This is a genomic window from Pseudonocardia xishanensis, assembly GCF_039541715.1.
Lineage (GTDB): Bacteria > Actinomycetota > Actinomycetes > Mycobacteriales > Pseudonocardiaceae > Pseudonocardia > Pseudonocardia xishanensis.
In genome coordinates this window covers 1-25,260 of sequence record NZ_BAABGT010000075.1, presented here as the reverse complement: position 1 = coordinate 25,260, position 25,260 = coordinate 1, and the positions used below count along the sequence as shown (strand labels likewise).

Genomic DNA, 25,260 nt, shown 5'->3' with positions numbered 1-25,260 from the left:
CGAGGTCGGGGGCCCACCGTCGGCCGGGACCGCAGGCTGCGTCACGGACGGTCCGCCGGGTAGGGACGGAGGTCCCCCGTGGCGGCGTGGTTCGGACGCGGCCGGCGGCGGGTGGGGCCGTGCGGCGCCCGGGGACGGGCCCTCCGCCCCTCCCCCCGGCCGTCGCCCGCCAGGACGGTGGGCCCGCCCTCGACCCCGTGCCCGACGGCGGTCGAGGTCTCCGACGACGGGAGGACGGCGTGTCGACCTACAGGGACCGAGTGGACGCGGGACGCCGGCTGGCGGGTCGGGTGGGGCCACTGCTCGCGGACCGGGATCCGGTGGTCCTCGGCCTGCCCCGCGGCGGCGTGCCGGTGGCGGCCGAGGTGGCCCGCGACCTCGACGCACCACTGGACGTCGTCGTCGTCCGCAAGCTGGGGGTGCCGTTCCAGCCCGAGCTGGCGATGGGCGCGCTCGGCGAGGGCGGGGCGCTCGTCGTCGCCGAGGGGATCGTCCGGTCGGCGCGGGTCACCGCCGCGGAGTTCGACGAGGTGGCCGCGCGGGCGCGCGCCGAGGTCGAGCGCCGGGCCCGGGTCCTGCGGCCCGGCGCCCGCGTCCCGCTGCGGGGGCGCACGGTCCTGCTCGTCGACGACGGCATCGCGACCGGGTCGACGGTCCGGGCCGCCTGCGCGGTGGTGCGGGCCGAGGGCGCGGCGCGGGTGGTGGTGGCCGTCCCGGTGTGTGCCGCGGACACCGCCCGGATCCTGCGCCGCGAGGTGGACGAGCTGGTCTGCCTGCAGGAACCCGACCGGTTCGCCGCCGTGGGCGACTACTACCACGACTTCCGGCAGATCTCGGACGAGGAGGTCGTCACCCTGCTGAGCCGGGCCGCCCACGGTGCCCCGGAGGCGGCCGCCGTCGCCGTGTCGGAGACCGTGGAGATCGACGCGGACGGGGTGCTGCTGGTCGGCAGGCTGGAGGTGCCCGCCCACCCGCTGGGGACGGTGGTGTTCGCGCACGGCAGCGGCAGCAGCAGGCACAGCCCGCGCAACCGCCAGGTGGCCGCCGCCCTGCACCGGACCCGGCTCGCCACGGTCCTGGTCGACCTGCTGACCCTCGAGGAGGAGCCCGACCGCGACCGCGTGTTCGACGTCGCCCTGTTGGCGGGCGGGCTCGCGGCCGTCGGGCGCTGGGCGCGCGCGGTCCCGCCCTGCCGCGGCCTGCCCATGGGCTACTTCGGGGCCAGCACCGGGGCGGCCGCCGCGCTGTGGGCGGCGGCCGAGGACCCGGAGGTGGCCGCGGTCGTGTCCCGGGGCGGCCGTCCCGACCTGGCGGGCGCCCGGCTGGGCTCGGTGTGGGCGCCGACGCTGCTGATCGTCGGCGGCCGCGACACCGCGGTGCTCGCGCTCAACCGGCGCGCGCTCGCGGAGCTGCGCTGCGTCCGCAGGCTGGCGATCGTCCCCGGAGCCACCCACCTGTTCGAGGAGCCCGGGGCGTTGGCCCGGGTGTCGACGCTGGCCTGCGACTGGTTCGCGCAGACCCTCGCCCCGGCGGGGGCGCCCGCGCGCTGAGGAGGGGCCCTTCGTCCGGTCCGTCGGCCCTGTCCGAGGCCGGTGCCGCCACCCGATCCTCGCCCCATGACCGAGGCCCGTGTCGTGTCCCTCGCCCTGCGCCCCGTGCTGGCCCCGCGGTCGGTCGCGGTCGTCGGGGCGTCCCGCCGCACGCGCACGGTCGGCAACCTGGTGGTGCGGCGGATCGTCGCAGGCGGCTACCGGGGCGACCTGACCGTCGTCGGCAGGCACGGGCCGCCCGAGCCCGGGCTGGCCTGGGTGTCGTCCGTGGACGAGCTGCCGGGCGTCGACCTCGCCGTGCTGGCCGTGCCTGCCGCGGCGGTCCTCGAGGTCGCCGCGGCGTGCGGCGCCCGGGGGGTGCGGGCCCTGCTCGTCCTGTCCTCCGGGGTGGACGCCACGGCGCTGGCGGCGGTCGCGGTCCGCACGGGGATGCGGCTGGTCGGACCGAACTGCCTCGGCCTGGTCAGCACCGACCCGCAGGTCGCCCTCGACGCGCTCTTCAGCGGCCCCCGCCCGCCCGGGCCGCAGCAGGCCGGGCGGGTCGGCGTCGCGGCCCAGTCCGGCGGGATCCTGCTCGCCCAGCTCGCCGACCTCGACCGCCTCGGCCTGGGCACGTCGAGCGCGATCTCACTCGGCGATGCCCCCGACGTCGGCCCCGACGACGTGCTCACGTGGTGGGCGGACGACGGCCGCACCCGCGCCGCCGTCCTCTACACCGAGGGCCCACACCGGTCGGCCGCCACGATCGACCTCGCCCGCAGGCTGGCCCCGCGTCTGCCCCTGGTCGCGATCCGGGCCGGGAGCAGCGCCGTCGGCAGGCGGGCCGCGGCGAGCCACACGGCCTCGACCGCGACCCCGCGCGCACTGCTCGACGCCGAGCTGCGGCACGCCCGGATCGCCGCCGTCGACGGCCCCGCCGAGGCCACCGACGTGCTCGCCGCGTTCTGCTGGTGTCCCCCCGCGACCGGACCGCGGGTCGCGGTCGTGAGCAACGCCGGTGGCTTCGGCGTCCTCGCCGCGGACGCGCTGGCCGCGGAACGCCTCGAGGTCGCCACCCCGAGCGACGCGACACGGGAGCGGCTGCGCGACGTGCTCCCTCCGGGCGCCGCCCTCGACGGTCCGGTGGACACGACCGCCACCGCCCGCGCCGAGGCCTTCGCGGCCGCCGTCGAGATCCTGCGCGAGGACTCTGGCACCGACGCGGTCCTGGCCCTCGGCGTGTCCACCGACGTCGTGGACCCGCTCGCGGACCTGCGGGGACCGACCTCCGGGGTGCCCCTGCTGCTCGTGCGCCCCGGGCAGGCCGCCCGGGTCGCAGGCTCCGCCGCCCGGGCCGCAGGCCCCGGCGCTCCCTGCCCCGTCTACGCCGATGCGAGCACCGCCGCCCGCGCCCTCGCCCACCTGGTCCGTCGCGCCCGCAGGCTGGCCGCCCCCGCCGACTCGGCACCGGACCGGTTCGAGCCGCCGCTCCCGCCCCTGCCCGACACCCCCGGCTGGGTCGATCCGCTCGCCGTCGAGACGCTGCTGCGCGCGGCGGGGATCCCGGTCGCGCCCCTGCACCGGGCCGTCGACGCCGACGCCGCGGTCGCCGCGCGCCGCAGGATCGGCGGCGCGGTGGTCCTCAGGGCGGACGTGGCCGGTCTGGTGCACCGCAGCCGGGCATGCGGGGTCGCCGTCGGGCTGCACTCGGACGCCGCGGTGCGGGACGCCGTCGCCGCGTTCGCCGCCCGCTTCGGCGACGACCTTGGCGCAGTCCTGGTCCAGCCGCAGGTCCCGGCCGGACCCGAGCTCCTCGTCGGCGCACTCCGCGAACCGGACGGGACCACGCTGCTCACCGTCGGTCTCGGCGGGACCGCCACCGACCTCGTCGCCGACCGGGCCCACCTCCTGGCCCCGGGCACCCCGGACGAGGTCGACGAGGCCCTCGACGAGCTCCGCGCCGCACCCCGCCTCCTCACCGGCCCCGACGACCCGGCGCGCGCCGCGGTCCGCGACGCCGTCCTGCGGCTCGGGGCCCTCGCCGCCCGCCTCCCGGACCTCGCCGAGCTGGAGATCAACCCGCTCGTCCTGCACGACGGCTCGGTGGTCGCCGTCGACGCCCGCCTCCGCACGCTCGCCGGTGGTGGTCCCCGGTCGTCGTGACGACCGACCACGCCACCGGCGGCCTCTCATCCACCGGGGGCCTCTCATCCATCGGGGGCGATGCCCGAGCACGCCCGGCCCTGCGACGCTGCGCCCCGCACCGCGGGACCGCGGCCCGCGAGGACCGAGAGGAGCACCGGATGTCGTCGCTGAAACCGTCCGACGCGGCCCCCGACGCGCGGGCGTCCACCGGGTCGGCGCTGCTGGCGTTGGAGGCGCCGTGGTCGCCCGCCTTCGACGACCCGAAGCAGGAGTGGCGACGGCTGCTCAGCGAGCTGCTCGGCACGTTCCTGCTGGTGCTGGTGGGGGCGGGCGGCGCGGTGGTGAACGCGCTCAGCGACGGCGCGATCAGCCGGACGGCCGCCGTCACCGCGCCCGGCCTGCTGGTGCTCGGCGTGATCCTGTGGATGGGCGCGATCGGCGGCGCCCACCTGAACCCGGCGGTGAGCCTCGCGTTCGCGCTGCGAGGGGACTTCCCCTGGCGTCGGGTGCCCGGCTACGTGCTCGCGCAGCTGGTCGGCTCGACGGCGGCCTGCCTGGTGCTGTGGGCCCTGTTCGGCCGGATCGGCGCCCTGGGCGAGACCGTGCCCGGGCCGGGCGTCTCGAGCGTGCAGGCCATGGCGATCGAGCTCCTGCTGACCGTCGGTCTGGTCAGCACGATCCTCGGCACCGCGTCCTCGGCACAGAACGTCGGCGCCCTGTCCTCGATCGCGGTCGGGGCATACATCGTGCTGGCGGGCCTGTGGTCGAGCCCGGTCAGCGGCGCGTCGATGAACCCGGCCCGGTCGTTCGGACCGGCGCTGGTGAACGGCGACTTCGCGCAGTTCTGGGTCTACCTCGTCGGCCCGCTGGGCGGGGCCGTCCTCGCGGTGGGCATCGCCTTCCTGCTGCGGGGGCGCGGGGGTGGCCGGGCCGGGCGGTCCGCCGCCCAGGGGACCCTCCGCGACCGGCGCGGGCAGGCGCCGCGCCGATGACGTCCCCCGCCGAGTAGCCCGCGAGACCTCCGACGGTGGAGTGTCCGACCGCACCGCGGCGCGGACACCGACGAGGCCTCCGCGTGGGCGGAGGCCTCGTGGGTGTGTCGGGCGTACGCGGGCTCAGCCTCGACGGCGGGCGACGCGGCGCGCCGTCCGTCGGGCTGTGCGCCGAGCGACCCTGCGGGATCCGAACATGGTCCACCTCCCCTCCGTGCGGCTCGATGAGGACGGGCGGGTCAGCGGGCGTCGGCCGTGGCGGTCTCGAGCGCGTGCTGCTGCCGGGCCTCGTCCGCGGTCAACAGGCCGACCGCGACGAGGTCGAGCGGGCTGATGAAGCCGTCGGAGATCCGGAACCCACCGGCCTCCGCGATGGCGTCCCGCAAGGGGATCGCCCACTGGTGCTCCAGGAGGACCAGGGCCGCGGCCGACCCGTTCGGGATCTCCTCCAGCACGTCCCACGCCTCCTCGTCGGAGAAGGCGGTGACGCCGTCCGCGGCGGCGCGGGCGCCGGCCTCGGCTCCCGGCTCGATGCCCGCCTCACCCTCGATACCCAGCCCGATCAGGGCCCCGACCGTGCTGCCGAACTCCTTCGCCTCCTCGTCGGAGAGGGTGCTCAGGTGGGTGATCTCGATCTCCCCCTCGGGGTCCTTGTAGAGGGCGAGCGCATCGACGACGCTGACCGCTCCACTCGCGTGCAGGCGTTCCAGCTCCGCGGCGATCCGGCCGTGGAACTCGGGTCGGGGAAACCCCAGGACGATGAGCTGAACCGGTCCGATGGCCATGACTCTCCTTCGGCGGCGACGGGCGCCGCCAGGTCCCGGATGGACGAGGCGCCCACCTCAGGGTGGTGTCCGGCCGTTGCCCGGCTCTTCACCCGGGGCGGGTGAGCGAGGTGGTCGGGGGGCGAGCCGGGCGGCCGCCACGTGTGCCACGACGACGGCCACGATGACCAGTGGCATCACCGCGATCCCGTCCGAGAAGAGCAGCAGGGTGGGCAGCAGCACCGAGGTCATCGGGAGCCGCAGCATGACCGCACACATCGCCCCGATCCCGATCGCGACCCCCGCGACGAGCGGCAGCCCCGGCAGGTGCGAGAGCGCCAGCCCGCCCGCCGCCCCGAGCAGGATCGCGGGGAACACCGGGCCCCCGCGCAGCGCCGCCATGCAGAGCCCGTAGCCGATCCCCTTGCACGCGATCAGCACGAGCAGGGCCGGGACCGAGTACCCGGCCGAGCCGACCAACAGCGGCTCCAGCCCGGACTGGCCGGAGAACAGCACGTCCGTCGTGGGATGGCCGGTCACCAGCGCGTAGCCGATCGCCAGCAGCGCCACCGCGAGCCCGACGACGACCGCCCCCGTGACGGTCCGCCGCTCGGCGTGCGGCCGCACCAGGACGGCGAGCCTGCGGATGCCGCCGCCCAGCAGGGCCGCCGCGAGGCCTGCCACCACCGCCCACCCGAACTGGGCCGCGTCGGGATGGGTGTAGGCGGGGAGATCGGGCAGGGCAAGGGTCGTCGTGCCGACACCGGTCAGGGTGCCGAGGCCGAGGAACACCAGGGACCCGACGCCTGCCGCGAGCAACCCCGGCAGCAGGACGACCCCGAGCGCCGCCCCGGCCGACATCGACGCCTCCATCAGCAGGAACGCCCCGACGATCGGGGACCCGAGCAGGGCGCTGATCGCCGCGAAGCTCCCGGCCGCGGCCATGACCGCCGCGGCGTCCCGCGGTGCGTCGCGGCGGGCGAGCCGGACCGCGAGCACGCCGAGACCACCCCCGACCGCGATCAGCGGCGCCTCCGGGCCCAGGACGACGCCGAGTCCGAGGCCCGCGAGCGCGGCCAGGACCACACCCGGGAGGTTCCTCGGGTCCGGCACGCCGCCCGCGGCGAACCCGTCGACCGGCGAGTGGCCGCCACGTCCGGGCAGGTACCGGATCACCGCGCCGACCAGCAGCCCGGCGAGGACCAACGGCGGGACCGGCCACCAGAGCGGCGCGGGCCGTAGACCGAGCGCGCCGGGCAGGTCGGTGTAGACCCACGCCTGGACGAGGTCGACGGCCCGCAGGAACCAGTAGGCCGCGACCGAGACCGGTACCCCGGTCAGCGCCGCGAGGACCAGGAGCCCCACGTAGCGGCGCGACCGCAGGACTGCCGCCGGGTCCGGCGTCCGGGTCGGGTCCCCCGCCGTGGACGGCGCCGTTCGGTCCATTCCCCGGTCCCCCGCCCCGCTCGTTCCCGCCCCCGGGCCGCCCCGTGGAGGGCGCGCCACCAGCGATGAGACTCGCGGGCGACGCGGTACCGGGGGCTCACCCGCCGGGGGTGAGGCCCGCTCGTCGCGCCACCCGGCCGTCCGGCGGCCGGGGCGCGGGTCGGACGGCTCTGGACGCGGCAGGCGACCGACCGCACGGTCGGGGGGACCCGCCTGTCCCGGCGGGCCCGCGACCCGACCCACGAGGAGACACCGTGCAGGCTCACGTCGGAGACCACGTCGTCGTCGAGGCAGGCGTGCTGGACACCACCCCGCGCCGGGGACGGGTCCTCGCCGTGCTCGGTGACGACGTCGTGCGCTACCGGGTGCGGTGGGAGGACGGCCACGAGTCCGTCCTCCGCCCCGGCCCGGACGTCCACCTCGTCCACGTCCGGTGACCGGCGCTGCGGTCCGACGCCGACGACGGCTGAGCGGGGTGGGCGGTCGTCGGACGAGCGCCCACCCCGGCGGGCACCCACTCGTCCGCTCCCCGGCGACCAGTGGGAGGCCTCTCACGCGACGATCAGGTAGAGCCCGTAGCCGATGAGGGCCGCGGCCGCGGCCAGGCAGACCGCGGCGACGACCGTCCCCGTCGCGGTCCGGGGAGGTGGGGTGTCCACGCCCGAGGTCCGGCCGTGGGGCGACACGGCCACCAGGGCCGCGCACACGAGCAGCACGATGGTCACGGCCGCGGCCGTCGCCACGACGACCACGATCCCCACTGACGCCCAGTCGATGGTCACGCCGGACCCACCCCTCTCCAGGTCAGGCCGCGAGGTCCGAGTCGGCGGGCCGCGGCAGGTCGGTCACGTTGTCCGCGGTCACCGCGGTGCGCCGGGACACCCGGTAGATCCCGAGGGCCAGGGCGGCCCCCGTCAGGCCGACGACCAGCACCCCGACCGGCCCGGTCGCCGCCAGCCACGACGCCGCGGCACCCACCGCCGCGGCGGACGGGAGCGTGCAGCACCAGGCGACCAGGATCCGCCCGACCACGCCCCACCGCACGGACGCCAGCCGCCGCCCGGCGCCGGCACCGAAGATCGAGCCCGTGCAGACCTGCGTCGTCGACAGCGGCAGCCCGAGGTGCGTCGAGGTCAGGATCACCGCGGCGCTCGTCGTCTCGGCGGCGAAGCCCTGCACCGGACGGATGTCGCTGAGCCGGGTGCCGACCGTCCTGATGATCCGCCAGCCGCCCGCGTAGGTGCCGAGCGCGATCGCCAGACCCGCGGTGAGGACCACCCAGAACGGCGGCGCCGAGCCGGGGGCGAGGATCCCCGCGGTGACGAGCGTCAGCGTGATCACGCCCATGGTCTTCTGCGCGTCGTTCGTCCCGTGCGCCAGCGCGACCATCGAGGCGGACACGGTCTGGCTCACCTTCGTGCCCCGGGAGACCACCCCCGGCTCGGCCCGTGCCGTCACCCGGTAGGCGAGGTAGGTCGCGACCATGGCGATGCCCGCGGCGACCACCGGGGACAGGACCGCGGGCAGCACGATCTTGTTGACGACGGCCTGGAAGTGGACGGCCCCGGAACCGCCCGCGACCCACGTGGCGCCGATCAGGCCGCCGAAGAGCGCGTGCGACGAGCTCGACGGCAGCCCGAGGAACCAGGTGACGAGGTTCCACACGATCGCCCCGACCAGACCCGCGAAGATCACCACCGGGTTGATGAGCGCCTCGTCGACCAACCCGCCCGAGATCGTCTTGGCCACCTCGACCGACAGGAACGCGCCGACCAGGTTGAGGGCTCCCGCGATCGCGACGGCGACCCGCGGCTGCAGCGCGCCCGTCGCGATGGAGGTGGCCATGGCGTTCGCCGTATCGTGGAAGCCGTTGGTGAAGTCGAACACCAGCGCCGCCAGAACGACCACGACGACCATCACGGTGAGCGCCATGGGGCCTGCCCTTCATCGGTCGAGGCGAGAACTCGCGCGACCGACTGTCCTCTGGCCGACCACCTCGGATCCCGGGCCGTTGCACCCGGACCACACGGCCGAAAGACCCGTTCCCGCCCGCCCGCCACGGCCAGCCGACGACGCAGCTCCGCGCGCCCACGGGAACGGCGGGGCCGGCCCGAGCGTCGCCCGGTCCTGCGTCGGGACGACGGCACGGCTCGCCCGATCGGAGCGAGGCCCGCTCAGAACACCAGGACCGGTTTGATCGTGGTGCCGTCCGCGGCGTCCCGGGCGGCCTCGGTGATCTGCTCGAAGGGGTAGCGGCGCTGGATGCGGTCCAGCGGGAGCGCGCCTCGGCGGTAGGCGTCGACCAGGAACGGGAGGAAGGTCTCCGGTTCGCTGTCGCCCAGGGTCACGCCACGAATCGTTCTGCCGGGCAACAGCTTCGGGACGTCGAAGCTGCCTCGGCTGCCGGTGCGCGGTGCACCGACGACGGCGCAGCAGCCGCCGACGGCGAGGGCGTTGACCAGCTCGTCGAACACCGGGACGACGCCGGTGGTCTCGACGACGTGGTCGGCGCCGCGGCCCCCGGTCGCGGCGTGCACGCCGTCGGTGATCGTCCGGGAACGACTGTCCACGACGTCGGTGGCGCCCAGCTCCAGGGCGACCTCCAACCGGCTCGGCACCCGGTCGACCACGACGATCCGGGAGACCGCGGTCATCCGGGCCGCCATCACGGCGGCGAGGCCACGGCCCCCGCACCCGCGACGACCAGGGTGGACCCGGGCCGGGGACGCAGGACGTTGAGGACCGCGCCTGCGCCGGTCTGGATCCCGCAGCGAGGTGCTCGTCCTCGCTGCGTGGGCCCGGCGACGGGTGAGGCGATCGTCCGACACCCGGCGGTGCGCCGGATCGCCTTCATCGGCTCCGTCCAGACCGGGCAGCGGATCCAGGAGGCAGCCGCCCAGACCGGGATCAAGGACGTCAGCCTCGAGCTCGGCGGCAAGAACGCCCTCATCGCCTTCCCGGACGCGGACCCGGTCGAGGTCGCGGGCGCCGCGGCCGTGACCGGCGGCGCTCCGGCGGAGGGCACCGCGCTCGTCGTGCCCCCGACGGTGTTCACCGGGGTTTCCGCCGACATGCGGATCGCCCAGGAGGAGGTCTTCGGCCCGCTGCTCTCGGTGATCGAGTTCGACACCGAGGAGGAGGCCGTCGCGATCGCCAACGGCGTCGAATACGGCCTCACCGCGGCGGTGTGGACGGACGACGTGCGCCGGGCCCACCGCGTGGCCGCCGCCGTCGATGCCGACTACGTGTGGATCAACGGCTCGTCGCGGCACTACGTCGGCACACCCTTCGGCGGGCTGAAGTCCTCCGGCCTCGGTCGCGAGGAGTGCGTCGAGGAGCTGCTGAGCTTCACCGGCTCGGCGGGATCGGCAGCTTCTTCGCCACCAGCCATCACGACGCCGGACGCGCGCAGCTCCCGGCGGGTGCTCGACGAGTTCTCCGACGCGCTGCCCCGGCTCGCCGACACCGGCGGCCCGATCGTCGGCATCCGCGGCGAGGGCAAGGGCTTCTGCGCGGGCTATGACGTCGACCAGGTGGGAAAGCCCAAGGCCGCGGACCCGGTCGCCGACCGGGAGCGCCTGGCGCGCAAACGTGAACCGCTACCTGGCGATCTGGGACCACCCCAAGCCGGTGATCGCCGCGGTGCACGGTTACTGCATCGCGGGTGCCACGCAGATGTGCGTGTTCGCCGACCTCACGATCGTCGCCGAGGACGCGAGGATCGGAGAGCCCGCCCTGCCACTGGGCGGCGGCTACATCGCGCCGCTGTGGGCCCCGCTCGTCGGACCGAAACGGGCGAAGGAGCTGGCGTTCCTGCCCGGCAACGCGATCGACGGCCGCACCGCGGTCGAGTGGGGCTGGGCCAACCACGCCGTGCCCCGCCGCGGACGTCGTCCGGACCGTCGAGGAGATGGCGGCCCGCATGGCGCGGATCCCGTCCGACGTCCTGCGCATCAAGAAGCTGTCGGTCAACCGCACGATGGACGCCATGGGTGTGCGCACCGCCGCCGCCCAGGTGCCCGAGATGGATGCGCTGCTGCACCTGTCCCCCTCGCCGCGTTCGCCGAGAAGCGCAAGCCGGTGTGGACCGGCCGGTGAGTCCGTGAGGAGCACGATCGGGTTGCGCCACCACTCAGGACTGGTGGCGCAACCCGTCGAAGAAGATCGCGGAGAACGTGTCGACGGTCTGCTGGGCCGTGTACTTCCGGTCGCCCGGCTTGAACCAGCGGTGCGTCCAGTTCACCATTCCGAACAGCGTGCGCACCACCAGCGGAATGGACAGGTCGGCACGGAACTCGCCATTCTTGATTCCGGCGGCGATGATGTCGGTGACGATTCCCTCGAATCGTCTGGTCTTGCGGACCATCTCCTTCGCCCACGGCGTGGACTGGAAGGCGACCTTGCCCATGTCCTCCTGGATGTAGACGTAGACGTACGGGTAGTTCGCCTCGTAGGAGGTGATCTGGAGCTGGATGAGGCTGCGGAGCTTCTCGTGGGCCGCGATCTCCAGCCCGGAGATCCGGATCGCCTCGGCGAGGTTCTCGTCGAGGACCTTCTTCGCGGTGGCCTGGAAGACCTCCTGGAAGATCTCGTCCTTGCCCGCGAAGTAGTAGTAGATGGCGGCGCGGTCGGTGCCGAAGCGGGCGGCGATGTCGTTGAGGGTGGCGGCCTCGAAGCCCTTCTCCTTGAAGACGTCGCCCGCGATCTGCAGCAGCTCGCTGCGCTTCGCCTGATACGTGGCGCCGCCTTCGATCTGCGCGCTGCGCCTGCGCTTCGACAACCCACTGCCCGCCGCGGACTCCGGGGGACGTCGAGCAGGAGATGCCATGGCCCGGACGCTACCACCGCGTTTGTCGGAAATGTTCGCCGGTCGGCCCGGTAATGGAAGAATGACCACATTTCGTTCAGCCGTACGACGGAGAAGTCAGGGAGGACCCCATGAGAGCGTCGGCCGAGCCGTCCCCACGGTGGGCGGAGGCGTCCCCGATCGCAGACCTGCTCGTGCGGTCCGCGGTCGAGCACCCGGACCGGGACGCCCTCGTGTTCCCCACCCACCGCGTCACGTACGTCGAGCTACTCGAGGGCGCCCGTCGCGTCGCGCGCGGGCTCCTGGGTCTGGGGGCCCGCCCGGGCGAGCACGTCGCGCTGCTCGCGCCGAACGGGGTCGAGTTCGTCGAGGCGTTCTTCGCGATCAGCATGATCGGCGGCGTCGTCGTCCCGCTCAACGCGCGGCACCGCGCCGAGGAGCTCGGACACGTGATCGACGACGGCGAGGTCGTCGCGCTGCTGACCACGGACGCCGAGGGCCAGCACAGCGACCTGGCGGGCGCCCTTCGTCAGGGGCTCCCGTCGCTGGCGGCCGCGGCCGACCCGATCGCGCTGGCCCTTCCGGAGGCCCGGCGCCTGCGGGCAGCGGTGCTGCTGGCGGGCGAGTCCAGCCCCGGTTTCCTCCCCCGCTCCCGGTTCGACGCCCTGGTCGACAGTGTGGCGGCGGACGAGCCCGACACGCTGCGCGCTCGCGTCCGGCTCCGGGACGTCGGCGCGATCATGTACACCTCCGGCACCACCGCGCACCCCAAGGGCTGCGTGCTCACCCACGAGGCGATGACCCGCGGCCCCGTCGAACGGGCCCGGCACCGCTTCGGGGTGGGCGACGACGGACACGACGTCACCTGGTCCCCCGGGCCGCTGTTCCACATCGGCACCCTCGCGCCGTTCCTCGGCGTGATCGGCTCGGCCGGGACGTTCGTGACCGACGTGCACTTCGAGCCCACCCGCGCACTCCACCTCCTCGTCCGCGAAGGCGTCACGGTCGCCTTCCCCTGGTTCCCGGCGCTGGTCCAGCCGCTGCTCGACCACCCGGAGTTCGATCCCGCCGCCCTCGCGGAGCTGCGTTCGCTCCTGCTGATCGGCCCCAGCGTCCTGCTCGAACGGGTCCAGGCCCTGCTGCCCGAGTGCGAGCTGGTCGCCGCGTGCGGGATGACGGAGGCTGCGGGCATCTACGCGGTCAGCGACCCCGACGACGACGTCGATCTCCGGTCCCGCGCCCAGGGCAGGGCCTGCCCCGGCATGGAGATCCGCATCGTCGACGTCGACTTCGGCCAGGACGTCGGGCCGGGGGTGATCGGTGAGATCCTGCTCCGCGGCTACTCGGTCATGGAGGGCTACCACCGCGCCCCCGAGAAGACCGCCGAGGCCCTCGACGCGGACGGCTGGCTGCACACCGGGGACCTCTACAGCTTCACCCCCGAGGGGCAGGTCGCCTTCCACGGCAGGCTGAAGGACATGCTCAAGGTCGGCGGGGAGAACGTCGCCGCGGTGGAGATCGAGTCCTTCGTCGCCCGGCACCCGGCCGTGGAGTGGGTCGAGGTCGTCGGCCGTCCCGACGAGCGGCTCGACGAGGTGCCGGTCGCGTTCGTCGAGGTCAAGGCCGGTCACACCGTCACCGAGGCGGAGCTGCTGGAGTTCTGCACGGGCCGCATCGCCCGGTACAAGGTGCCCCGGGCGGTCGTCTTCCTCACCGCGAGCGAGTGGCCGCGCTCGGCCACGAAGATCAACAAGAACGAGCTGCGCGCACGGGTCCGGGCGCTGGCCGAGGCCCCGGCGTGAGCCGCCTGGTCCGCCTCACCGATCTCCGGGACGAGGCCGAGAAGCTGCTCACCGCGGTCCCCGACGGCGACCCGCTCGACGAGCCGTCGGGCGCGCTCGTCCGCCTCGCGGTGAACGCCTCGGTGTGCACGCTGGACCCGGCGGGGATCGACGACGCGATCGGCCGCGCCCTGGATGCCGGAGTCACCCCGGAGCAGGTCCACGAGACCCTCGTTCTGGTCTCCGCGCTCGGCGTGCACACCCTGATGGAGGGCTCGCGGCGACTCTCGACCGCGCTCCGTGCCCGCGGGCTGCCCGCAACGCACGAGGATCCGACACGTACCGCTCTGCGTGCGCGCCTCGTGGGCACCGATCCCTACTGGGCGGAGTTCGAACGGGAGGTCCCCGGGTTCCTCGACGCCCTGCTCGAACACTCCCCCGAGGCGTACGAGGCCTTCTTCGCCTACTGCGCCGTCCCGTGGACCACCGGCACCGTTCGCGCACGGACGAAGGAGCTGATGGCGATGGCGTGCGACGCCACCCCCACACATCGTTATCTGCCGGGAATGCGGCTTCACCTCGCGAACGCCGTGCGGCTCGGGACGGGGGCCGTTGCGATCCGGAAGGCTCTGCAGATCGGCGCGGCCGCCCCCTCACATCCCGGCGTGGCCGGGGCGGGCTGACCCGCCCCGGCCCGTGCTCACTTGACCAGGAAGCCCGCGTCGACAGGCAGTTGTACTCCGGTCACGTAGCGGCCGGCGTCGGAGACCAGGTAGACGATCGCGTTGCTGATGTCCACCGGATCGACGGCGTCGACCGGCAGCGAGTTCAGTACCAGCTTCGCGAACCCCGAGTTCTGCTCCATGTAGCCCTGCACCACCGCGTTCTCCACCATCGGGGTGTGCACGCCGGTCGGGTGCACGGTGTTGACCCGGATCGAGTGCGGCGCCAGGTCCACCGCGAAGTTGCGCATCAGCCCGACCACGCCGTGCTCGGCCGCGGTGTAGGCGTCCATCGCGAGGCTCTTGTTCGCCGCGGACTTCGACGCCGCTGTGGACGCGGTCAGCACGATCGCCCCACCGTTGCCGGCCTCGATCATGATCGGCGCGGCGGCGTCGACCGTGGTCCAGACCCCGGTCAGGTTGACATCGATGGTGTCCTGCCAGAACCGCCTACGCTCCGCCGGATCGGTCGGCTCGTCCAGGGTCAGCGAGTAGATCCCCGCATTCGCACAGACGATGTCCAGCCTGCCGAGCTCGGCGACACCCGCGTGGACCGCCTCCCGGAGGGCGACGCCGTCCCGCACGTCCGCCACACTCGCGACGATCCGCCGGTCGAGCGCCTCGACCAGCCTGACGGTCTCGTCGAGGTCCTCCTTCGTGGCCATCGGGATCTCGACCGAAGGGATCTGCGCGCAGATGTCGACGGCGATGACGTCCGCACCCTCCTCCGCCAGCCGGACCGCGTGGCTGCGCCCCTGCCCGCGCGCCGCCCCGGTGACCAGTGCGACCTCGCCCTCGAGAACGCCCATCCTCTACTCCTCCTCGACGAGGTGATTCGACATGCACCCCGACGCTGTCAACGTTGCCGTATACCATCAACGCCACCGTAAACGGACGTGCCTAGTACTCGCCCCCGGCCGCAGCCGTCTACGGTGCGGTGCAGGCGGCCTTCGTCGCCGTGCTGCGACGCGGGGCGGCGTGATCTCGCCGGCCGGGAACGCGTTCGACCGGGCAGGTCACTCACCGTTCCCCGACCTGGCCGGGACAGCGGCGCATGCGTCCGAGCCCGCTCGCTGGACACCTGCCGCAGTCTGCGGTGTCGTCGGGCGCACTCTTCCAGGTTCTGCGCCGATACTGCTACCCCCGACGGACCGATCCGGGCGAGGGCGCGGTCGCTGAGCGCCGACTGCACCCTCGCCGACACAGCGTTCAGTCCGCCAGGGTGTCAACCACGTTCAGACTCACCGAGCCCACGCGGTCGAACTCGGCCAGGAAGTGATCACCCGCCGCCAGCGGGACTGCGGCATGGAGTGCGCCGGTCATCACCAGGTGTCTTGGTTCCAGTCCGAGACCCCGCTCTCCCAGCACGTTCGCCAACCACGCGACCACCTCGAGCGGGTCCCCCAGGGCAGCGGCGCCGGCCCCGGTGTCGATGACCTCGCCGTTGCGGGACAGGACCATCCCGACAAGCCGGGAGTCGAATGAATCCACGGCAACGAACTCGTCCGGGATGACCATCGCACCGTTGGAGGCCAGATCGGCCACGGTGTCGGCGAGCTTCACGCGCCAGTCCTCGACGCGCGAGTCGACGATCTCCATCGACGGTGCGGCGCCGGAGACGGCGCGCCTGGCGTCGGCGAGGGCCACGCCCGGCCCCTGGAGGTGCTCCCCCATCAGGTAGGTGATCTCGGCTTCCATCGTCGGCGAGATGAAGCGATCCATCGGCACGTCACCGCCATCAGCGTACCGAGTCGACGCGAGTACCGGACCGAAGTCCGGGGATTGCACACCGATAGACGCTGCATCGCCAGCGAGGTCAGGCCGACTTTGTACCCGACGATCTCGTCACCGTCGGCGAGCAGCATGGGAACGAGCTCGGCCTCAATGGCGTAGCCGTCCGCCATCGTCAGGTGCGGCTCGTCGTCGGTGAACGGGCTGATCGGCTTCCGGGTGCGCCTGGCCTCATAGAGTGCGTGCGCCTTCCCCCGCGCATCGAGGACCGGCGCCGACTCCTCCTCGGTCACGCTCGCGCTCCGCAGCCGGCTGAAGGGCGACGTCGATGATCATGTCTTCCTGGCCTCCCGCGTAGCCGTGCTCACCACAACGTCTGAGGATCTCGTGCGCAGGCACCCTGTACCGCTCCCCCGCTCGCTCGGCATGAAGGAGGCCACCGCGGCAGGTACGGCCGCACGACGTCCTCAGCCGCATCGAGCATGGCCGACACGTCCAGTCCGTTGTCGATGCCGAGCCGATCGAACACCGCGGCGAGCACCTCGGTCGGCGAGTTGCCGGATCCCGCACCGAGCGCACAGAGGGCGAGACCGTGCATCTCGCGGTGGCCGAGGGCACCGATGTCGTCTACGTCCAGAAGCTCGAGGGACGACACGGACTACCCACCGCATCGCGGGTGGGCGGTCGAATGCCCGCCTACTGCACGGGAGTGGGTAAGGCGCTACTCGCTCACGCCCCGTCCGACCGGCTGGCAGCCGTGTTGGACGGGGGCCTGCTCAGACGTACGCCCCGCACGGTCGTCGCCGCCGGCCTCCTCCACCGTGAGTTGGCCCGCGTCCGCGAGACCGGCATCGCCTTCGAGCACGAGGAGTCCACCGTCGGAATCTCGTGCGTGGCTTCCCCGGTGATCGACATCAACGGAGAGGCTGTCGCGGCGGTCTCGATCACGGGGCGGGCCAACACGATCGACACAGCTCGACTGGCTCCGGCCGTGCGTACCGCGGCCCTCGGCATCTCGCGGTCGCTCGGTGCCGAGACGAGCCGCGGGTGAGTGCCTCCACCGAGGGCTCGCGCGTCCGGCTCACCGACTCGGCGCGGCGCGTCCCGCCGCACGCGGGCGCCGCTGCCGTCGAAGGAATGTGGCGCCGACCCGGGCGCCATCCGCCCTGGGTCACCCACGTTCTGGTCGACCGGCTCCGGCTGTTCCACAATGCCGGGGGCATGATCCGCACCGCCGTCGACCCGAACGGCTGAGCGGATTGCGCACCTCACAGAAGGAGGAGTCATGAAGGCCTACGGTCTCGAGAACTACGGCGGGCCGGAGGTGATGCACGAGGTCACGCTGCCGGAGGAGCACGCCGGGGCCGGTCAGGTGCGGATCCGGGTGGCGGCGGCCGGGGTGAACCCGGCGGACACCCAGGTCCGGGACGGATCGCTCGCCGACTTCTTCCGCGGCATGACCCCGCCCTACGTCCCCGGAATGGACGTCGCCGGGACTGTGGATGACGTCGGCGACGGAGTCGAGGGGATCTCGGCCGGGGACGCGGTCGTCGGGCTGGTGGCCAACTCCGGGAGCTACGGCGGGTACAGCGAGTACGTGGTGCTGCCGGCCGCGTCGGTCACCGCGGCGCCGAAGGGCGCGGGGTCCGCTGAGGCGGCCTCGTGGCTGATGAACGCCCTGACCGCACGGTGCGCGCTGGACGTCCTCGCCCTGCAGCCCGGATCGACACTGCTGGTCACGGGCGCCCCGGGGGCCTTCGGCGGCTACGTCACCCAGCTGGCGGCCGCGGAAGGGCTGCGTGTGTTGGCGGTGGGCCGGAGGAGCGACGCCGAGTTGCTGCGCGGTTTCGGCGCCGACGTCATCCTCGCCGCGGGGGACGACCTGGTCGAGCGGGTGCGTCGGGAGGTCCCGGACGGGGTCGACGGCCTGGCGGACGGCGCCGCCCTCCACGGGGCCGTCGCACCGGCACTCGGGGACGGCGGGCGGCTCGCGACCGTGCGCGGCTGGACGGGCGACCCCGGCCCGGGCCGCACGGTGGTCCCGGTCAACGTCCGGGACCGGGCGGAGGACCATGCGGCGATCGAACGGCTGCGCGAACAGGTGGAGGCCGGTGAGCTGGCCATGCGGGTCGCCCGCGTCCTCCCGGCCGCCGAGGTGGTCGAGGCACACCGGCTGCTCGACGCGGGCGGCCTACGCGGTCGGGTCGTTCTGGACTTCGAGGCCTGACCCCTGGCCGGGGGTGGGGCCGCCGCGGCGCTCACTGCGTCCGGACACGTCCAGTTGATCGAAACCCCACGGGCGAGCTCGGCCGAGGAGCGCGATCGGCGAGGACCTGCCGACAGCTCGGAGATGCGGGCGGTGTAGACGATGGACCGGCCCCTGAGCCGAGCGAGACGGACGGTCCGGCCGGTGACGTCACGCAGGTCCGGTGGAGAGCCGCGACACCGTGGAGCGGTGGAGTCTGCCCGAGCCCGGTGGAACTCACTGCGGCCCGCCACCGCCACGCCCGCCTGGCGGAGGACCTCGCGGGCGTGGGCGAGCACGGGGGCGTCGACCATGCGGCCGTCGAAGGTGAACACGCCGCTCTCGGCCTCGGCCGCGGCGAGGACCGCGACGGCCCAGCGAACCTCGTCCTCGGCGGGCCGGAACGCCTCGCGGACGACCGCCACCTGCCTCGGGTGGATGCAGGCCTTAGCCGCGTAACCTGCGGAGACCGCCGCGGTGCTGTCGGCGGCGAGGGTGTCCAGGTCGGCGATGTCGACCAGGACCGTGTCGATCGGCGTCACGCCCGCGGCGCGGGCGGCGTACAGGATCCGGGTGCGTGCCTCCTGCACCTCGGGCCGGTATCCGCCGCCGGGTGCCCGGCCCCGGCGTCCGCCGAGATCGGCGACCAGGTCCTCGCTCCCCCACATCACCCCGACACAGTTGCCCGCGGCGGCGATCTCGGGGGCGGACAGCACGCCCCGGGCGGTCTCGCACAGCGCCACGACCGGGTGCGGGACGGCCTCGACCGCGGCTGCGCTCTCGGTCATCGGCAGCATGACGACGACGTCCCGGAACGGGGCGAGCGCCTGGAGGTCGGCGGCGTGCCACGGGCTCGCCGGTGCGTTCACGCGCACGAGTACCGCCTCGGGATCGAGTCGGCCGAGCGCCTCGACGACGTGTGTGCGGGCCGGGTCCTTGTGCTCCGGGCCGACGGCGTCCTCGAGGTCGAGGATCACCGAGTCCGCCGCGGCGAGCGCCTTGTCGAAGCGTTCCGGCCGGTCGCCGGGGCAGAACAGCAGTGCGGGGCCGCGCAGCTCGGGCATCAGTCGAGTCCTCCGCGCTTGACGAGCTGGGCGGCGATCACGTTGCGCTGGATCTCGTTGGTGCCCTCGCCGACGATCATCAGCGGGGCGTCGCGGAAGTAGCGCTCCACGTCGAACTCGGTGGAGTAGCCGTACCCGCCGTGGATGCGCACCGCGTTGAGCGCGACCTCCATGCCGACCTCGGAGGCGAACAGCTTCGCCATGCCCGCCTCCATGTCGCAGCGCTCGCCCGCGTCGAACTTCTCCGCGGCGAACAGGATCAGCTGCCGGGCGGCGGTGAGCTTGGTGGCCATGTCGGCGAGGTAGTTACCGATGGACTGGTGCTGCCAGATCGGCTTGCCGAACGACTCGCGGTCCTGGGCGTAGCGCAGGGCGTCGTCGAACGCGGCCCGCCCGACACCCAAGGCCCGCGCCGCGACCTGGATCCGGCCGGTCTCCAGACCCTTCATCATGTGCCCGAAACCCTTACCCGGCTCACCGCCGAGCACCGCCGAGGCGGGGACACGCATGTCGTCGAAGATCAGCTCGCAGGTCTCGACGCCCTTGTAGCCCAGCTTCTTCAGATCCTTCGACACCGTGAGCCCGGGGCCGTGCTCGACGAGGAGCACCGAGATCCCGCGGTGCTGGGGCTCGGCCTCGGGGTCGGTCTTGCACAGCAGGGCGATCAGCCCGGAGCGGCGCGCGTTGGAGATCCACGTCTTCGAACCGTTGATCACGTAGGAGTCGCCGTCCAGGCGGGCGTTCGTCGACATCGCCTGCAGGTCCGACCCGCCGCCGGGCTCGGTCAGCGCCATGGTCGCGCGCAGCTGCCCGGTCGCCATCCGCGGCAGGTAGTGGTCCTTCTGCTCCCGGGTGCCGAAGGCCTGCAGCAGCTTCGCGACCACGGTGTGCCCGCCCATCGCCCCCGCCAGCGACATCCAGCCCCGCGCCAGCTCGGCGGTGACCAGGGCGTAGCAGGGCATCGACACCGGCGCCTCGCCCCACGGCTCCGGGATCGCCAGGCCGTAGATCCCGAGCTCCTTCATCTGCTCGATGAGCTTCTCGGGGTACTCGTCGGCGTGCTCGAGGTCCCGCACCACGGGCTTGACCTCGCGGTCCACCCACTCCCGGACCGTCTCGACGACGTACTGCTCTTCGCTGTTCAGGGTGCTCACGTGAGGGGTCCTCTCGAAGGGTGTGGTGGTCAGACGACGGCGCGGGCGCGGAGGTCGTCGACCATCGCGTCGGTGCGGCCGAGCTCGCGCAGGATGGCGTCAGTGTGGGCGCCCAGGGCGGGCACGTCGCCCATCACCGGGTCGACGCCGCTCAGGTCCGCCGGGGGCCGCAGGGCCTGGACCGGTCCGCCCGGGGCGGCGACCTCCGACCAGCGGCCGCGCTCGGCCAGCACGGGATGGTCGAGGAACTCGGAGATCCGGTTGATGCTCGCGTTGGCCACCCCGGCCTCGTCGAGCAGCTTTCGCGCAGCGGTGGTGTCCAGGGTGGCGAGCCGCCCGGAGATGAGCTCGTTGAGCTCCTCGCGGTGCGCGACCCGCGCCGAGTTCGACGCGAACCGCGCAGTCGACGCGATTTCCGGATCACCGAGCACGACCCCGCACAGCGCCCGCCATTCCCGGTCGTTCTGGACCGCGAGCAGGATCCGGCCGTCGGCGGTGTCGTACGGGCCGTACGGGGCGATGGTGGCGTGCTGGGCACCGACTCGAGACGGCTGACGACCGCCGTAGCGGGTGTAGTTCGCCGGCGCGCCCATCCACTCGGCCAGCGCCTCGAACAGCGACACCTCCACCGCCGAGACCTCGCCGGACGTCGCCCGCCGCAACAGCGCGGTCAGGATCCCGGAGTAGGCGTACATCCCCGCGGCGATGTCCGCGACGGAGATCCCGACCTTCGCCATCTCGTCCCAGGTCCCGGTGATCGACAGCAACCCGGTCTCACACTGCACCAGCAGGTCGTAGGCCTTGCGGTGCGCCCACGGCCCGGTCGTTCCCCACCCCGACACCGTGCACGGGATGACCCGCGGATGGCTCACCGCCAGCGACGCCGCGTCCACCCCGAGCCTGCCCGCGGCGCCGGGCCCGAGGTTCTGCACCACCACGTCCGCCTTGTCGAGGAGTTCACCCAGGACGGCCCGGCCCTCGGCCGACTTCAGGTCGAGGGTGAGCGACTCCTTACCCCGGTTGAGCCAGACGAAGTAGCTGGAGTCCCCATGCACCGCCTCGTCGTAGCCCCGGGCGAAGTCACCGGACCCCGGCCTCTCGATCTTGATCACCCGCGCGCCGAGGTCGGCGAGCTGACGCGTCGCGAACGGCGCGGCGACGGCCTGCTCCAGGCTCACCACGGTGATGCCGGTCAGGGGTGGGGTCACTGACATGGGAGGCCTCTCGATCAGGGGACGAGCTGGACGGACGCGGTCAACGACGGCGTCGCCCCTTCGGCGGCGACCGCGACCGTCACCCCACCGTCCTCGGTGCGGGTCCCGGCGCTGACGACGGTCGCGGGCACGAAGGCCGGGCGGACTAGCCGGTAGGCGAACCGCTCGACGCCGCGCTCGGGCGCGAACCTCCGCGGCAGCTCCAGAGCCAGCAGGGCGAGCAGCGGGCCGTGCACGACCAGGTCGGGGTAGCCCTCGACCTCGGTCACGTACGGCCGGTCGTAGTGGATCCGGTGCCCGTTGTAGGTCAAGGCGCTGAACCGCGAGAGCAGCACCGGGTCGGTGGGCAGGGTGGCGCGCCACTCCCCCTCGGGCTCCGGCTCACCTCCCCGGGGCCGCGCCATGGTGCGGACGGGAGTGCCGTCCGGCTCCGACCGGTAGACGATGTCCTGCTCCTCGATCCCGACCGGACGCCCGTCGGCGGAGAGCTCGTGGCGGACCGTCACGAACGCCATCTCACCGCTGCGGCCACTCTTGAGGTTCACGTCGGCCACCGACGACCGGGTGGCGAGCTCGCTGCCGTAGGAGATCGGCTCCCACTGCTCGAACCGGCCACCGGCGAACATGCGCCGCCGCCCGGGGATCGGCGGCAGGAACGGCCCCGCTGCCGGGTGGCCGTCGGCGCCGATCTCGGACTGCGCGGGGTGGTCGAGCAGCGTGAACCAGTGCCACAACGGAGGGAGCGTGTCGGTCGGCGCGGGCGCGTCGAGCAGGGCGGCGAACGCGGCGGACTGCCACGGGTCGACCCGCCTCGCCGACTCGACGACCGGTGGCCGCCAGGCCCGGAGGGCTTCCGCCAGAGGCCCGTTGTCGGCAGGCACGGTCATGCTGCTCCCTCGTCGTCGATGGGTGGTTCGAGCTCTCGGTGGGTCCGTCGCGTCGCCTCTCATCGTCGCTGCCGGCGGTCGATACCGGAAATGAAACATGCTCATCGCTTCAATACGCGAGGTGCATAATCGGGCCCGTGCACCTCGACGATCTCGACTGGTTCGTCACCCTGGCCGACACCCAGAACATGACGCGTGCCGCCGAGCGGCTGCACACGACACAGCCCACGCTCTCGAGGAGCCTCGCCCGCCTCGAACAGGAGATCGGCGCACCGCTGTTCGACCGGGTCGGTCGCAGGCTGCGCCTCAACCAGTCCGGCGAGGTGCTCCTCGTCCACGCCCGACGCAGCCTGTTCGAGCTGCGCGCGGCCACCGAGCACATCCGGTCGCTGCGCGACCCCGACCGCGGGACCGTGCGGCTGAGCTTCCTGCACTCCGTCGCGACCTGGCTGGCGCCGGAGCTGATCCGAGGCTTCCGGGCCCGCGCACCCCAGGTGCAGTTCACCCTGACCCAGGCGGCGTCGTACGAGCTGGCCGCGCTGGTCACCGACGGCGCGGTCGACCTCGCCGTGACCGGGCCGCGTCCCGACGACCCGGACCTGGGCTGGCACGAGATCCACCGCGAGGAGCTGTGCCTGGTCGTCCCGCGCGATCACCGGCTCGCCGACCGCGACCGGGTCGGCATCGCCGAAGCCGCCGACGAGCCGTTCATCATGCTGGGCAGTAGCTTCGGCCTCCGCCGGCTGACCGACGAGCTCCTCGCCCGGGTGGGCGGTGAGCCCACGATCGCCTTCGAGAGCGCGGAGATCCCGACCATGGAGAGTCTTGCCGCCGCCGGGCTCGGGGTGACCGTCGTACCGAGGCCCCGGCCACACCGAGCCGACCCGAACGCGGCCTACATCCCGCTGACCGACGACCCCGCACATCGGGTGCTCGGGCTCGTCTGGCCACTCTCCCGCCCCGAGTCGCCGGTCGTGGAGAGGTTCCGGCGGTTCGTCGTGGCCGAACACTGGGCGTCCCTGTGATCCCCCCGGCAGGCAGTTCAGGTCCAGGAATCGGCCGGGGCACCTCGCTCGGTCCGCCCTTTCCGTCGAACGGATCCACGATCCTGGCGCTGAGGGGGCCCGCGAGGCGGCACGCCTGCTGCTGTGTCGAAGAGCGCGTCCGACTACAGCGGTGTGCTGGATGCCACCGGCTACTCACACACGACGAGAGCCCCCGTCGTGGAGATCGATCGGGTGGGCGCGGCAGGGCTCGAACCTGCGACCGCCTTCGGGCGCTCATCCAGGTGCCCGGAGAGGATCGTGATCACGGGCAGGTGAGGTTAGAAGCCTCGTGGTCGATGGCGCCGATCACGAATTCACGGTAGTCGAGGTGGGGTTCTGCACGATTGCATGCGCAGATGTGCGCGATATGCACATCGTGGTTTTGGGCAATCACCCATTAACCGAGGTCCGGGTTGCTTCAGTTTCAGACAGCAGCGCCAGGTACGGTCTAGACCTCCAGTCTCCTGTTACTCAAGTCGACCTGTCCGGCAGTCGCGATGGCCGTCCTCTCCCGCATGACCTCGATGGTTGGAGTCGGTCATACATCCAGGAGATCGTTTAGCAGAGCCTGGTTAGCGGAGCTTTCGCGACACTGATGGTCATTGCCTTGATATCGGGTCAGCGAGACTGGCTTCCAGGTCAGCTATCCGACGATCTTGAAATCGCATGTTGGAGCGTGCGGCCTGGAGGCGCTCGTCGAGGTTGCGGTTGTCGAGGCTGAGCTCGCGGACGCGCTGCTTGAGCGTGGTGTTCTCGGTGGTGATGCGCGCGATGGCCTCTTGGGTCCACTCGGCCTCGAGGTCACGGATCCGGCCGAGGAGCTCACCGAGGCGAATGCGCTGGACTCGTATTTCGGTGTGTGCGGCTGTGACCCCAGCTTCGGCGTTGAGGGGGTCTGTCTCGTGATCGGTGTTTCCGGCGTTGTGCTCAGTAGGTCTCGGCTCCCGGCCAGCGGTCACCGAACGTGATGGCCAAGGCGTTGATCACAGGCTTCCATCGCATCGTCCACCTCGTGCGGCCTGTCCCGGTCGGGTCGAGGCTGCGGGTCACAAGGTACAGGCACTTCATCGCGGCCTGCTCGGTCGACATGGCCTCGAGCTCGGACGGCCCGCCGCTAGCGGGCGTTGAGTGACTCGATCGCATTCGTCGAGCAGATGACCTTCCGGATCTCGACGTCGTAGTCGAGAAAGGGCACGAACTCTTCCCAGGCGTTGCGCCACAGCCGGATCATCGCCGCGTACTTGCGCTTCCATTTCTGTTCGAGTTCGTCCATGGCAACCAGTGCGGCGTCCGGGCCGGGCGCCGCATAGATTGATTTGATGTCTCGCTTCACCGCGTCCCGGTCCTGCCTGCCGACCAGCCGGAAAGTATTTCGGATGAGATGGACGACGCAGGTTTGGACAATGGTTTGCGGCCACGTTCGCCACGACCTCCGGGAGGCCCTTGAGGCCGTCGCAGACCAGGAACAGTACGTCGCGCACGCCGCGGTTCTTCAGGTCGACCAGCACGCTCATCCAGAACTTCGCGCCCTCCCCGCCCACGCCCATCCACAGCCCCAGAACGTCCTTGCCGCCGTCCACGGTGACCCCGATGGCGGCGTAGACCGGCCGGTTGGCGACCTGCCCGTCCCGAACCTTCACATGGATCGCGTCGATGAACACCGCCGCATACACGGGGCGGATTCTAGCGATCGTTGCGAATCGTTTGTCTAGTAGTCCGGTCTTTCCAGCGTT

Annotated in this window: 24 protein-coding genes and 4 pseudogenes; 12 read left to right on the top strand and 16 right to left on the bottom strand. The window is 72.8% G+C overall.

The genetic code is table 11. From position 1 onward, the window contains the following. Positions 1-239: 239 nt before the first annotated feature. The 3 genes from ABD993_RS23670 (at position 240) to ABD993_RS23660 (ending at position 4,666) form a co-directional block, all read left to right on the top strand. The gene (locus tag ABD993_RS23670; protein ID WP_345422509.1) at positions 240-1,550 is read left to right on the top strand and encodes a phosphoribosyltransferase family protein; all 1,311 of its coding nucleotides are present in this window, start codon (positions 240-242) and stop codon (positions 1,548-1,550) included. 66 nt (positions 1,551-1,616) lie between these two features. After that, positions 1,617-3,692, top strand: coding sequence for an acetate--CoA ligase family protein (locus ABD993_RS23665; protein ID WP_345422506.1), 2,076 nt, complete (start codon positions 1,617-1,619; stop codon positions 3,690-3,692). A 140-nt stretch (positions 3,693-3,832) separates the two neighbouring features. Beyond that, on the top strand, positions 3,833-4,666 hold the full coding sequence (locus ABD993_RS23660) for an MIP/aquaporin family protein (RefSeq protein WP_345422503.1): 834 nt from the start codon (positions 3,833-3,835) through the stop codon (positions 4,664-4,666). 239 nt (positions 4,667-4,905) lie between these two features. Here the strand turns inward: ABD993_RS23660 and ABD993_RS23655 are convergent, their stop codons facing one another. Both ABD993_RS23655 and ABD993_RS23650 read right to left on the bottom strand, forming a co-directional pair. Beyond that, positions 4,906-5,451, bottom strand: coding sequence for a hypothetical protein (locus tag ABD993_RS23655; protein ID WP_345422501.1), 546 nt, complete (start codon positions 5,449-5,451; stop codon positions 4,906-4,908). A gap of 57 nt (positions 5,452-5,508) precedes the next feature. Further along, positions 5,509-6,876 carry a chloride channel protein gene (locus ABD993_RS23650; protein WP_345422499.1) on the bottom strand — a complete coding sequence of 456 codons (1,368 nt, stop codon included), beginning with the start codon at positions 6,874-6,876 and terminating at the stop codon, positions 5,509-5,511. A 254-nt stretch (positions 6,877-7,130) separates the two neighbouring features. On the opposite strand from ABD993_RS23650, the gene ABD993_RS23645 reads away from it, so the two are divergent. Next, the gene (locus ABD993_RS23645) at positions 7,131-7,313 is read left to right on the top strand and encodes a DUF1918 domain-containing protein (protein WP_345422497.1); all 183 of its coding nucleotides are present in this window, start codon (positions 7,131-7,133) and stop codon (positions 7,311-7,313) included. A gap of 114 nt (positions 7,314-7,427) precedes the next feature. Here the strand turns inward: ABD993_RS23645 and ABD993_RS23640 are convergent, their stop codons facing one another. The 3 genes from ABD993_RS23640 to ABD993_RS23630 all read right to left on the bottom strand — a co-directional run bounded on the left by ABD993_RS23640 (position 7,428) and on the right by ABD993_RS23630 (position 9,530). Next, entirely contained in the window at positions 7,428-7,658 is a 231-nt protein-coding gene (locus tag ABD993_RS23640; protein ID WP_345422494.1) for a hypothetical protein, read from the bottom strand. Between the two features lie 22 nt (positions 7,659-7,680). Beyond that, positions 7,681-8,808 carry an inorganic phosphate transporter gene (locus ABD993_RS23635; protein WP_345422491.1) on the bottom strand — a complete coding sequence of 376 codons (1,128 nt, stop codon included), beginning with the start codon at positions 8,806-8,808 and terminating at the stop codon, positions 7,681-7,683. A gap of 242 nt (positions 8,809-9,050) precedes the next feature. Continuing rightward, the gene (locus ABD993_RS23630) at positions 9,051-9,530 is read right to left on the bottom strand and encodes a zinc-binding dehydrogenase (RefSeq protein ID WP_345422488.1); all 480 of its coding nucleotides are present in this window, start codon (positions 9,528-9,530) and stop codon (positions 9,051-9,053) included. A gap of 54 nt (positions 9,531-9,584) precedes the next feature. Between ABD993_RS23630 and ABD993_RS36870 the strand changes: the two are divergent. Together ABD993_RS36870 and ABD993_RS36865 are read left to right on the top strand one after the other, a co-directional pair. Then, positions 9,585-10,217: pseudogene (locus ABD993_RS36870) on the top strand (aldehyde dehydrogenase family protein); the annotation flags it as partial. 178 nt (positions 10,218-10,395) lie between these two features. Further along, positions 10,396-10,974 (top strand): enoyl-CoA hydratase/isomerase family protein, encoded by a 579-nt coding sequence (locus tag ABD993_RS36865; protein ID WP_425569133.1) that lies wholly within the window; start codon positions 10,396-10,398, stop codon positions 10,972-10,974. A 34-nt stretch (positions 10,975-11,008) separates the two neighbouring features. Here ABD993_RS36865 and ABD993_RS23620 read toward each other — a convergent pair whose 3' ends face one another. After that, positions 11,009-11,704, bottom strand: coding sequence for a TetR/AcrR family transcriptional regulator (locus tag ABD993_RS23620; protein WP_345422482.1), 696 nt, complete (start codon positions 11,702-11,704; stop codon positions 11,009-11,011). 110 nt (positions 11,705-11,814) lie between these two features. Here ABD993_RS23620 and ABD993_RS23615 point away from each other — a divergent pair, with 110 nt between their 5' ends. Together ABD993_RS23615 and ABD993_RS23610 are read left to right on the top strand one after the other, a co-directional pair. Then, positions 11,815-13,485, top strand: coding sequence for a class I adenylate-forming enzyme family protein (locus tag ABD993_RS23615; RefSeq protein WP_345422479.1), 1,671 nt, complete (start codon positions 11,815-11,817; stop codon positions 13,483-13,485). Continuing rightward, positions 13,482-14,147: a carboxymuconolactone decarboxylase family protein gene (locus ABD993_RS23610; RefSeq protein WP_345422476.1), complete on the top strand. Its 666-nt coding sequence runs from the start codon at positions 13,482-13,484 to the stop codon at positions 14,145-14,147. The genes ABD993_RS23615 and ABD993_RS23610 overlap by 4 nt, the downstream gene beginning before the upstream one ends. Positions 14,148-14,164: 17 nt before the next feature. On the opposite strand, the gene ABD993_RS23605 is transcribed toward ABD993_RS23610, so the two are convergent. The 4 genes and pseudogenes from ABD993_RS23605 to ABD993_RS23590 form a co-directional block, all read right to left on the bottom strand. After that, positions 14,165-14,995 (bottom strand): mycofactocin-coupled SDR family oxidoreductase, encoded by an 831-nt coding sequence (locus ABD993_RS23605; RefSeq protein ID WP_345422473.1) that lies wholly within the window; start codon positions 14,993-14,995, stop codon positions 14,165-14,167. A 400-nt stretch (positions 14,996-15,395) separates the two neighbouring features. Next, positions 15,396-15,884 (bottom strand): 2-keto-4-pentenoate hydratase, encoded by a 489-nt coding sequence (locus tag ABD993_RS23600; RefSeq protein WP_345423317.1) that lies wholly within the window; start codon positions 15,882-15,884, stop codon positions 15,396-15,398. Next, positions 15,860-16,210 (bottom strand): hypothetical protein, encoded by a 351-nt coding sequence (locus ABD993_RS23595; RefSeq protein WP_345423343.1) that lies wholly within the window; start codon positions 16,208-16,210, stop codon positions 15,860-15,862. The genes ABD993_RS23600 and ABD993_RS23595 overlap by 25 nt, the downstream gene beginning before the upstream one ends. After that, a pseudogene (locus ABD993_RS23590) lies at positions 16,149-16,527 on the bottom strand (hypothetical protein); the annotation flags it as partial. The gene ABD993_RS23595 and the pseudogene ABD993_RS23590, both read right to left, overlap by 62 nt. Here ABD993_RS23590 and ABD993_RS23585 point away from each other — a divergent pair. The 3 genes from ABD993_RS23585 to ABD993_RS23575 are packed head-to-tail and all read left to right on the top strand — an operon-like array spanning position 16,510 to position 18,144. Beyond that, on the top strand, positions 16,510-16,968 hold the full coding sequence (locus ABD993_RS23585; RefSeq protein WP_345422470.1) for an IclR family transcriptional regulator: 459 nt from the start codon (positions 16,510-16,512) through the stop codon (positions 16,966-16,968). The pseudogene ABD993_RS23590 and the gene ABD993_RS23585 sit on opposite strands and share 18 nt — an antisense overlap. Beyond that, positions 16,965-17,171, top strand: coding sequence for a hypothetical protein (locus ABD993_RS23580; RefSeq protein WP_345422468.1), 207 nt, complete (start codon positions 16,965-16,967; stop codon positions 17,169-17,171). The genes ABD993_RS23585 and ABD993_RS23580 overlap by 4 nt, the downstream gene beginning before the upstream one ends. 31 nt (positions 17,172-17,202) lie before the next feature. Next, on the top strand, positions 17,203-18,144 hold the full coding sequence (locus ABD993_RS23575) for an NADP-dependent oxidoreductase (RefSeq protein WP_345422465.1): 942 nt from the start codon (positions 17,203-17,205) through the stop codon (positions 18,142-18,144). A gap of 509 nt (positions 18,145-18,653) precedes the next feature. On the opposite strand, the pseudogene ABD993_RS23570 reads toward ABD993_RS23575, so the two are convergent. The 4 genes and pseudogenes from ABD993_RS23570 to ABD993_RS23555 form a co-directional block, all read right to left on the bottom strand. After that, a pseudogene (locus tag ABD993_RS23570) lies at positions 18,654-19,226 on the bottom strand (HpcH/HpaI aldolase/citrate lyase family protein); the annotation flags it as partial. Next, positions 19,226-20,380 (bottom strand): acyl-CoA dehydrogenase family protein, encoded by a 1,155-nt coding sequence (locus ABD993_RS23565; protein WP_345422462.1) that lies wholly within the window; start codon positions 20,378-20,380, stop codon positions 19,226-19,228. The gene ABD993_RS23565 and the pseudogene ABD993_RS23570, both read right to left, overlap by 1 nt. Before the next feature lie 29 nt (positions 20,381-20,409). Further along, positions 20,410-21,588 carry a CaiB/BaiF CoA transferase family protein gene (locus ABD993_RS23560; RefSeq protein WP_345423314.1) on the bottom strand — a complete coding sequence of 393 codons (1,179 nt, stop codon included), beginning with the start codon at positions 21,586-21,588 and terminating at the stop codon, positions 20,410-20,412. 20 nt (positions 21,589-21,608) lie between these two features. Next, a complete protein-coding gene (locus tag ABD993_RS23555) occupies positions 21,609-22,481 on the bottom strand; it encodes an HTD2 family dehydratase (RefSeq protein ID WP_345422459.1) in 873 nt (290 codons plus the stop codon). 137 nt (positions 22,482-22,618) lie between these two features. Between ABD993_RS23555 and ABD993_RS23550 the strand changes: the two genes are divergently transcribed. After that, the gene (locus ABD993_RS23550) at positions 22,619-23,506 is read left to right on the top strand and encodes a LysR family transcriptional regulator (RefSeq protein WP_345422456.1); all 888 of its coding nucleotides are present in this window, start codon (positions 22,619-22,621) and stop codon (positions 23,504-23,506) included. A 620-nt stretch (positions 23,507-24,126) separates the two neighbouring features. Here ABD993_RS23550 and ABD993_RS23545 read toward each other — a convergent pair. Together ABD993_RS23545 and ABD993_RS23540 are read right to left on the bottom strand one after the other, a co-directional pair. Continuing rightward, positions 24,127-24,486, bottom strand: a complete 360-nt coding sequence (locus tag ABD993_RS23545) for a hypothetical protein (RefSeq protein WP_345422453.1) — start codon at positions 24,484-24,486, stop codon at positions 24,127-24,129. Beyond that, a pseudogene (locus tag ABD993_RS23540) lies at positions 24,455-25,260 on the bottom strand (IS256 family transposase); the annotation flags it as partial. The pseudogene ABD993_RS23540 and the gene ABD993_RS23545, both read right to left, overlap by 32 nt.

Bases quoted from the DNA above. Each gene is read 5' to 3' on its own strand.
- ABD993_RS23615 (WP_345422479.1), top strand. From the start codon at position 11,815: ATGAGAGCGTCGGCCGAGCCGTCCCCACGGTGGGCGGAGGCGTCCCCG.
- ABD993_RS23665 (WP_345422506.1), top strand. From the start codon at position 1,617: ATGACCGAGGCCCGTGTCGTGTCCCTCGCCCTGCGCCCCGTGCTGGCC.
- ABD993_RS23660 (WP_345422503.1), top strand. From the start codon at position 3,833: ATGTCGTCGCTGAAACCGTCCGACGCGGCCCCCGACGCGCGGGCGTCC.
- ABD993_RS23620 (WP_345422482.1), bottom strand. From the start codon at position 11,704: ATGGCATCTCCTGCTCGACGTCCCCCGGAGTCCGCGGCGGGCAGTGGG.
- ABD993_RS23630 (WP_345422488.1), bottom strand. From the start codon at position 9,530: ATGACCGCGGTCTCCCGGATCGTCGTGGTCGACCGGGTGCCGAGCCGG.
- ABD993_RS23605 (WP_345422473.1), bottom strand. From the start codon at position 14,995: ATGGGCGTTCTCGAGGGCGAGGTCGCACTGGTCACCGGGGCGGCGCGC.
- ABD993_RS23635 (WP_345422491.1), bottom strand. From the start codon at position 8,808: ATGGCGCTCACCGTGATGGTCGTCGTGGTCGTTCTGGCGGCGCTGGTG.
- ABD993_RS23650 (WP_345422499.1), bottom strand. From the start codon at position 6,876: ATGGACCGAACGGCGCCGTCCACGGCGGGGGACCCGACCCGGACGCCG.
- ABD993_RS23575 (WP_345422465.1), top strand. From the start codon at position 17,203: ATGAAGGCCTACGGTCTCGAGAACTACGGCGGGCCGGAGGTGATGCAC.
- ABD993_RS23600 (WP_345423317.1), bottom strand. From the start codon at position 15,884: ATGGAAGCCGAGATCACCTACCTGATGGGGGAGCACCTCCAGGGGCCG.
- ABD993_RS36865 (WP_425569133.1), top strand. From the start codon at position 10,396: ATGACGTCGACCAGGTGGGAAAGCCCAAGGCCGCGGACCCGGTCGCCG.
- ABD993_RS23655 (WP_345422501.1), bottom strand. From the start codon at position 5,451: ATGGCCATCGGACCGGTTCAGCTCATCGTCCTGGGGTTTCCCCGACCC.
- ABD993_RS23555 (WP_345422459.1), bottom strand. From the start codon at position 22,481: ATGACCGTGCCTGCCGACAACGGGCCTCTGGCGGAAGCCCTCCGGGCC.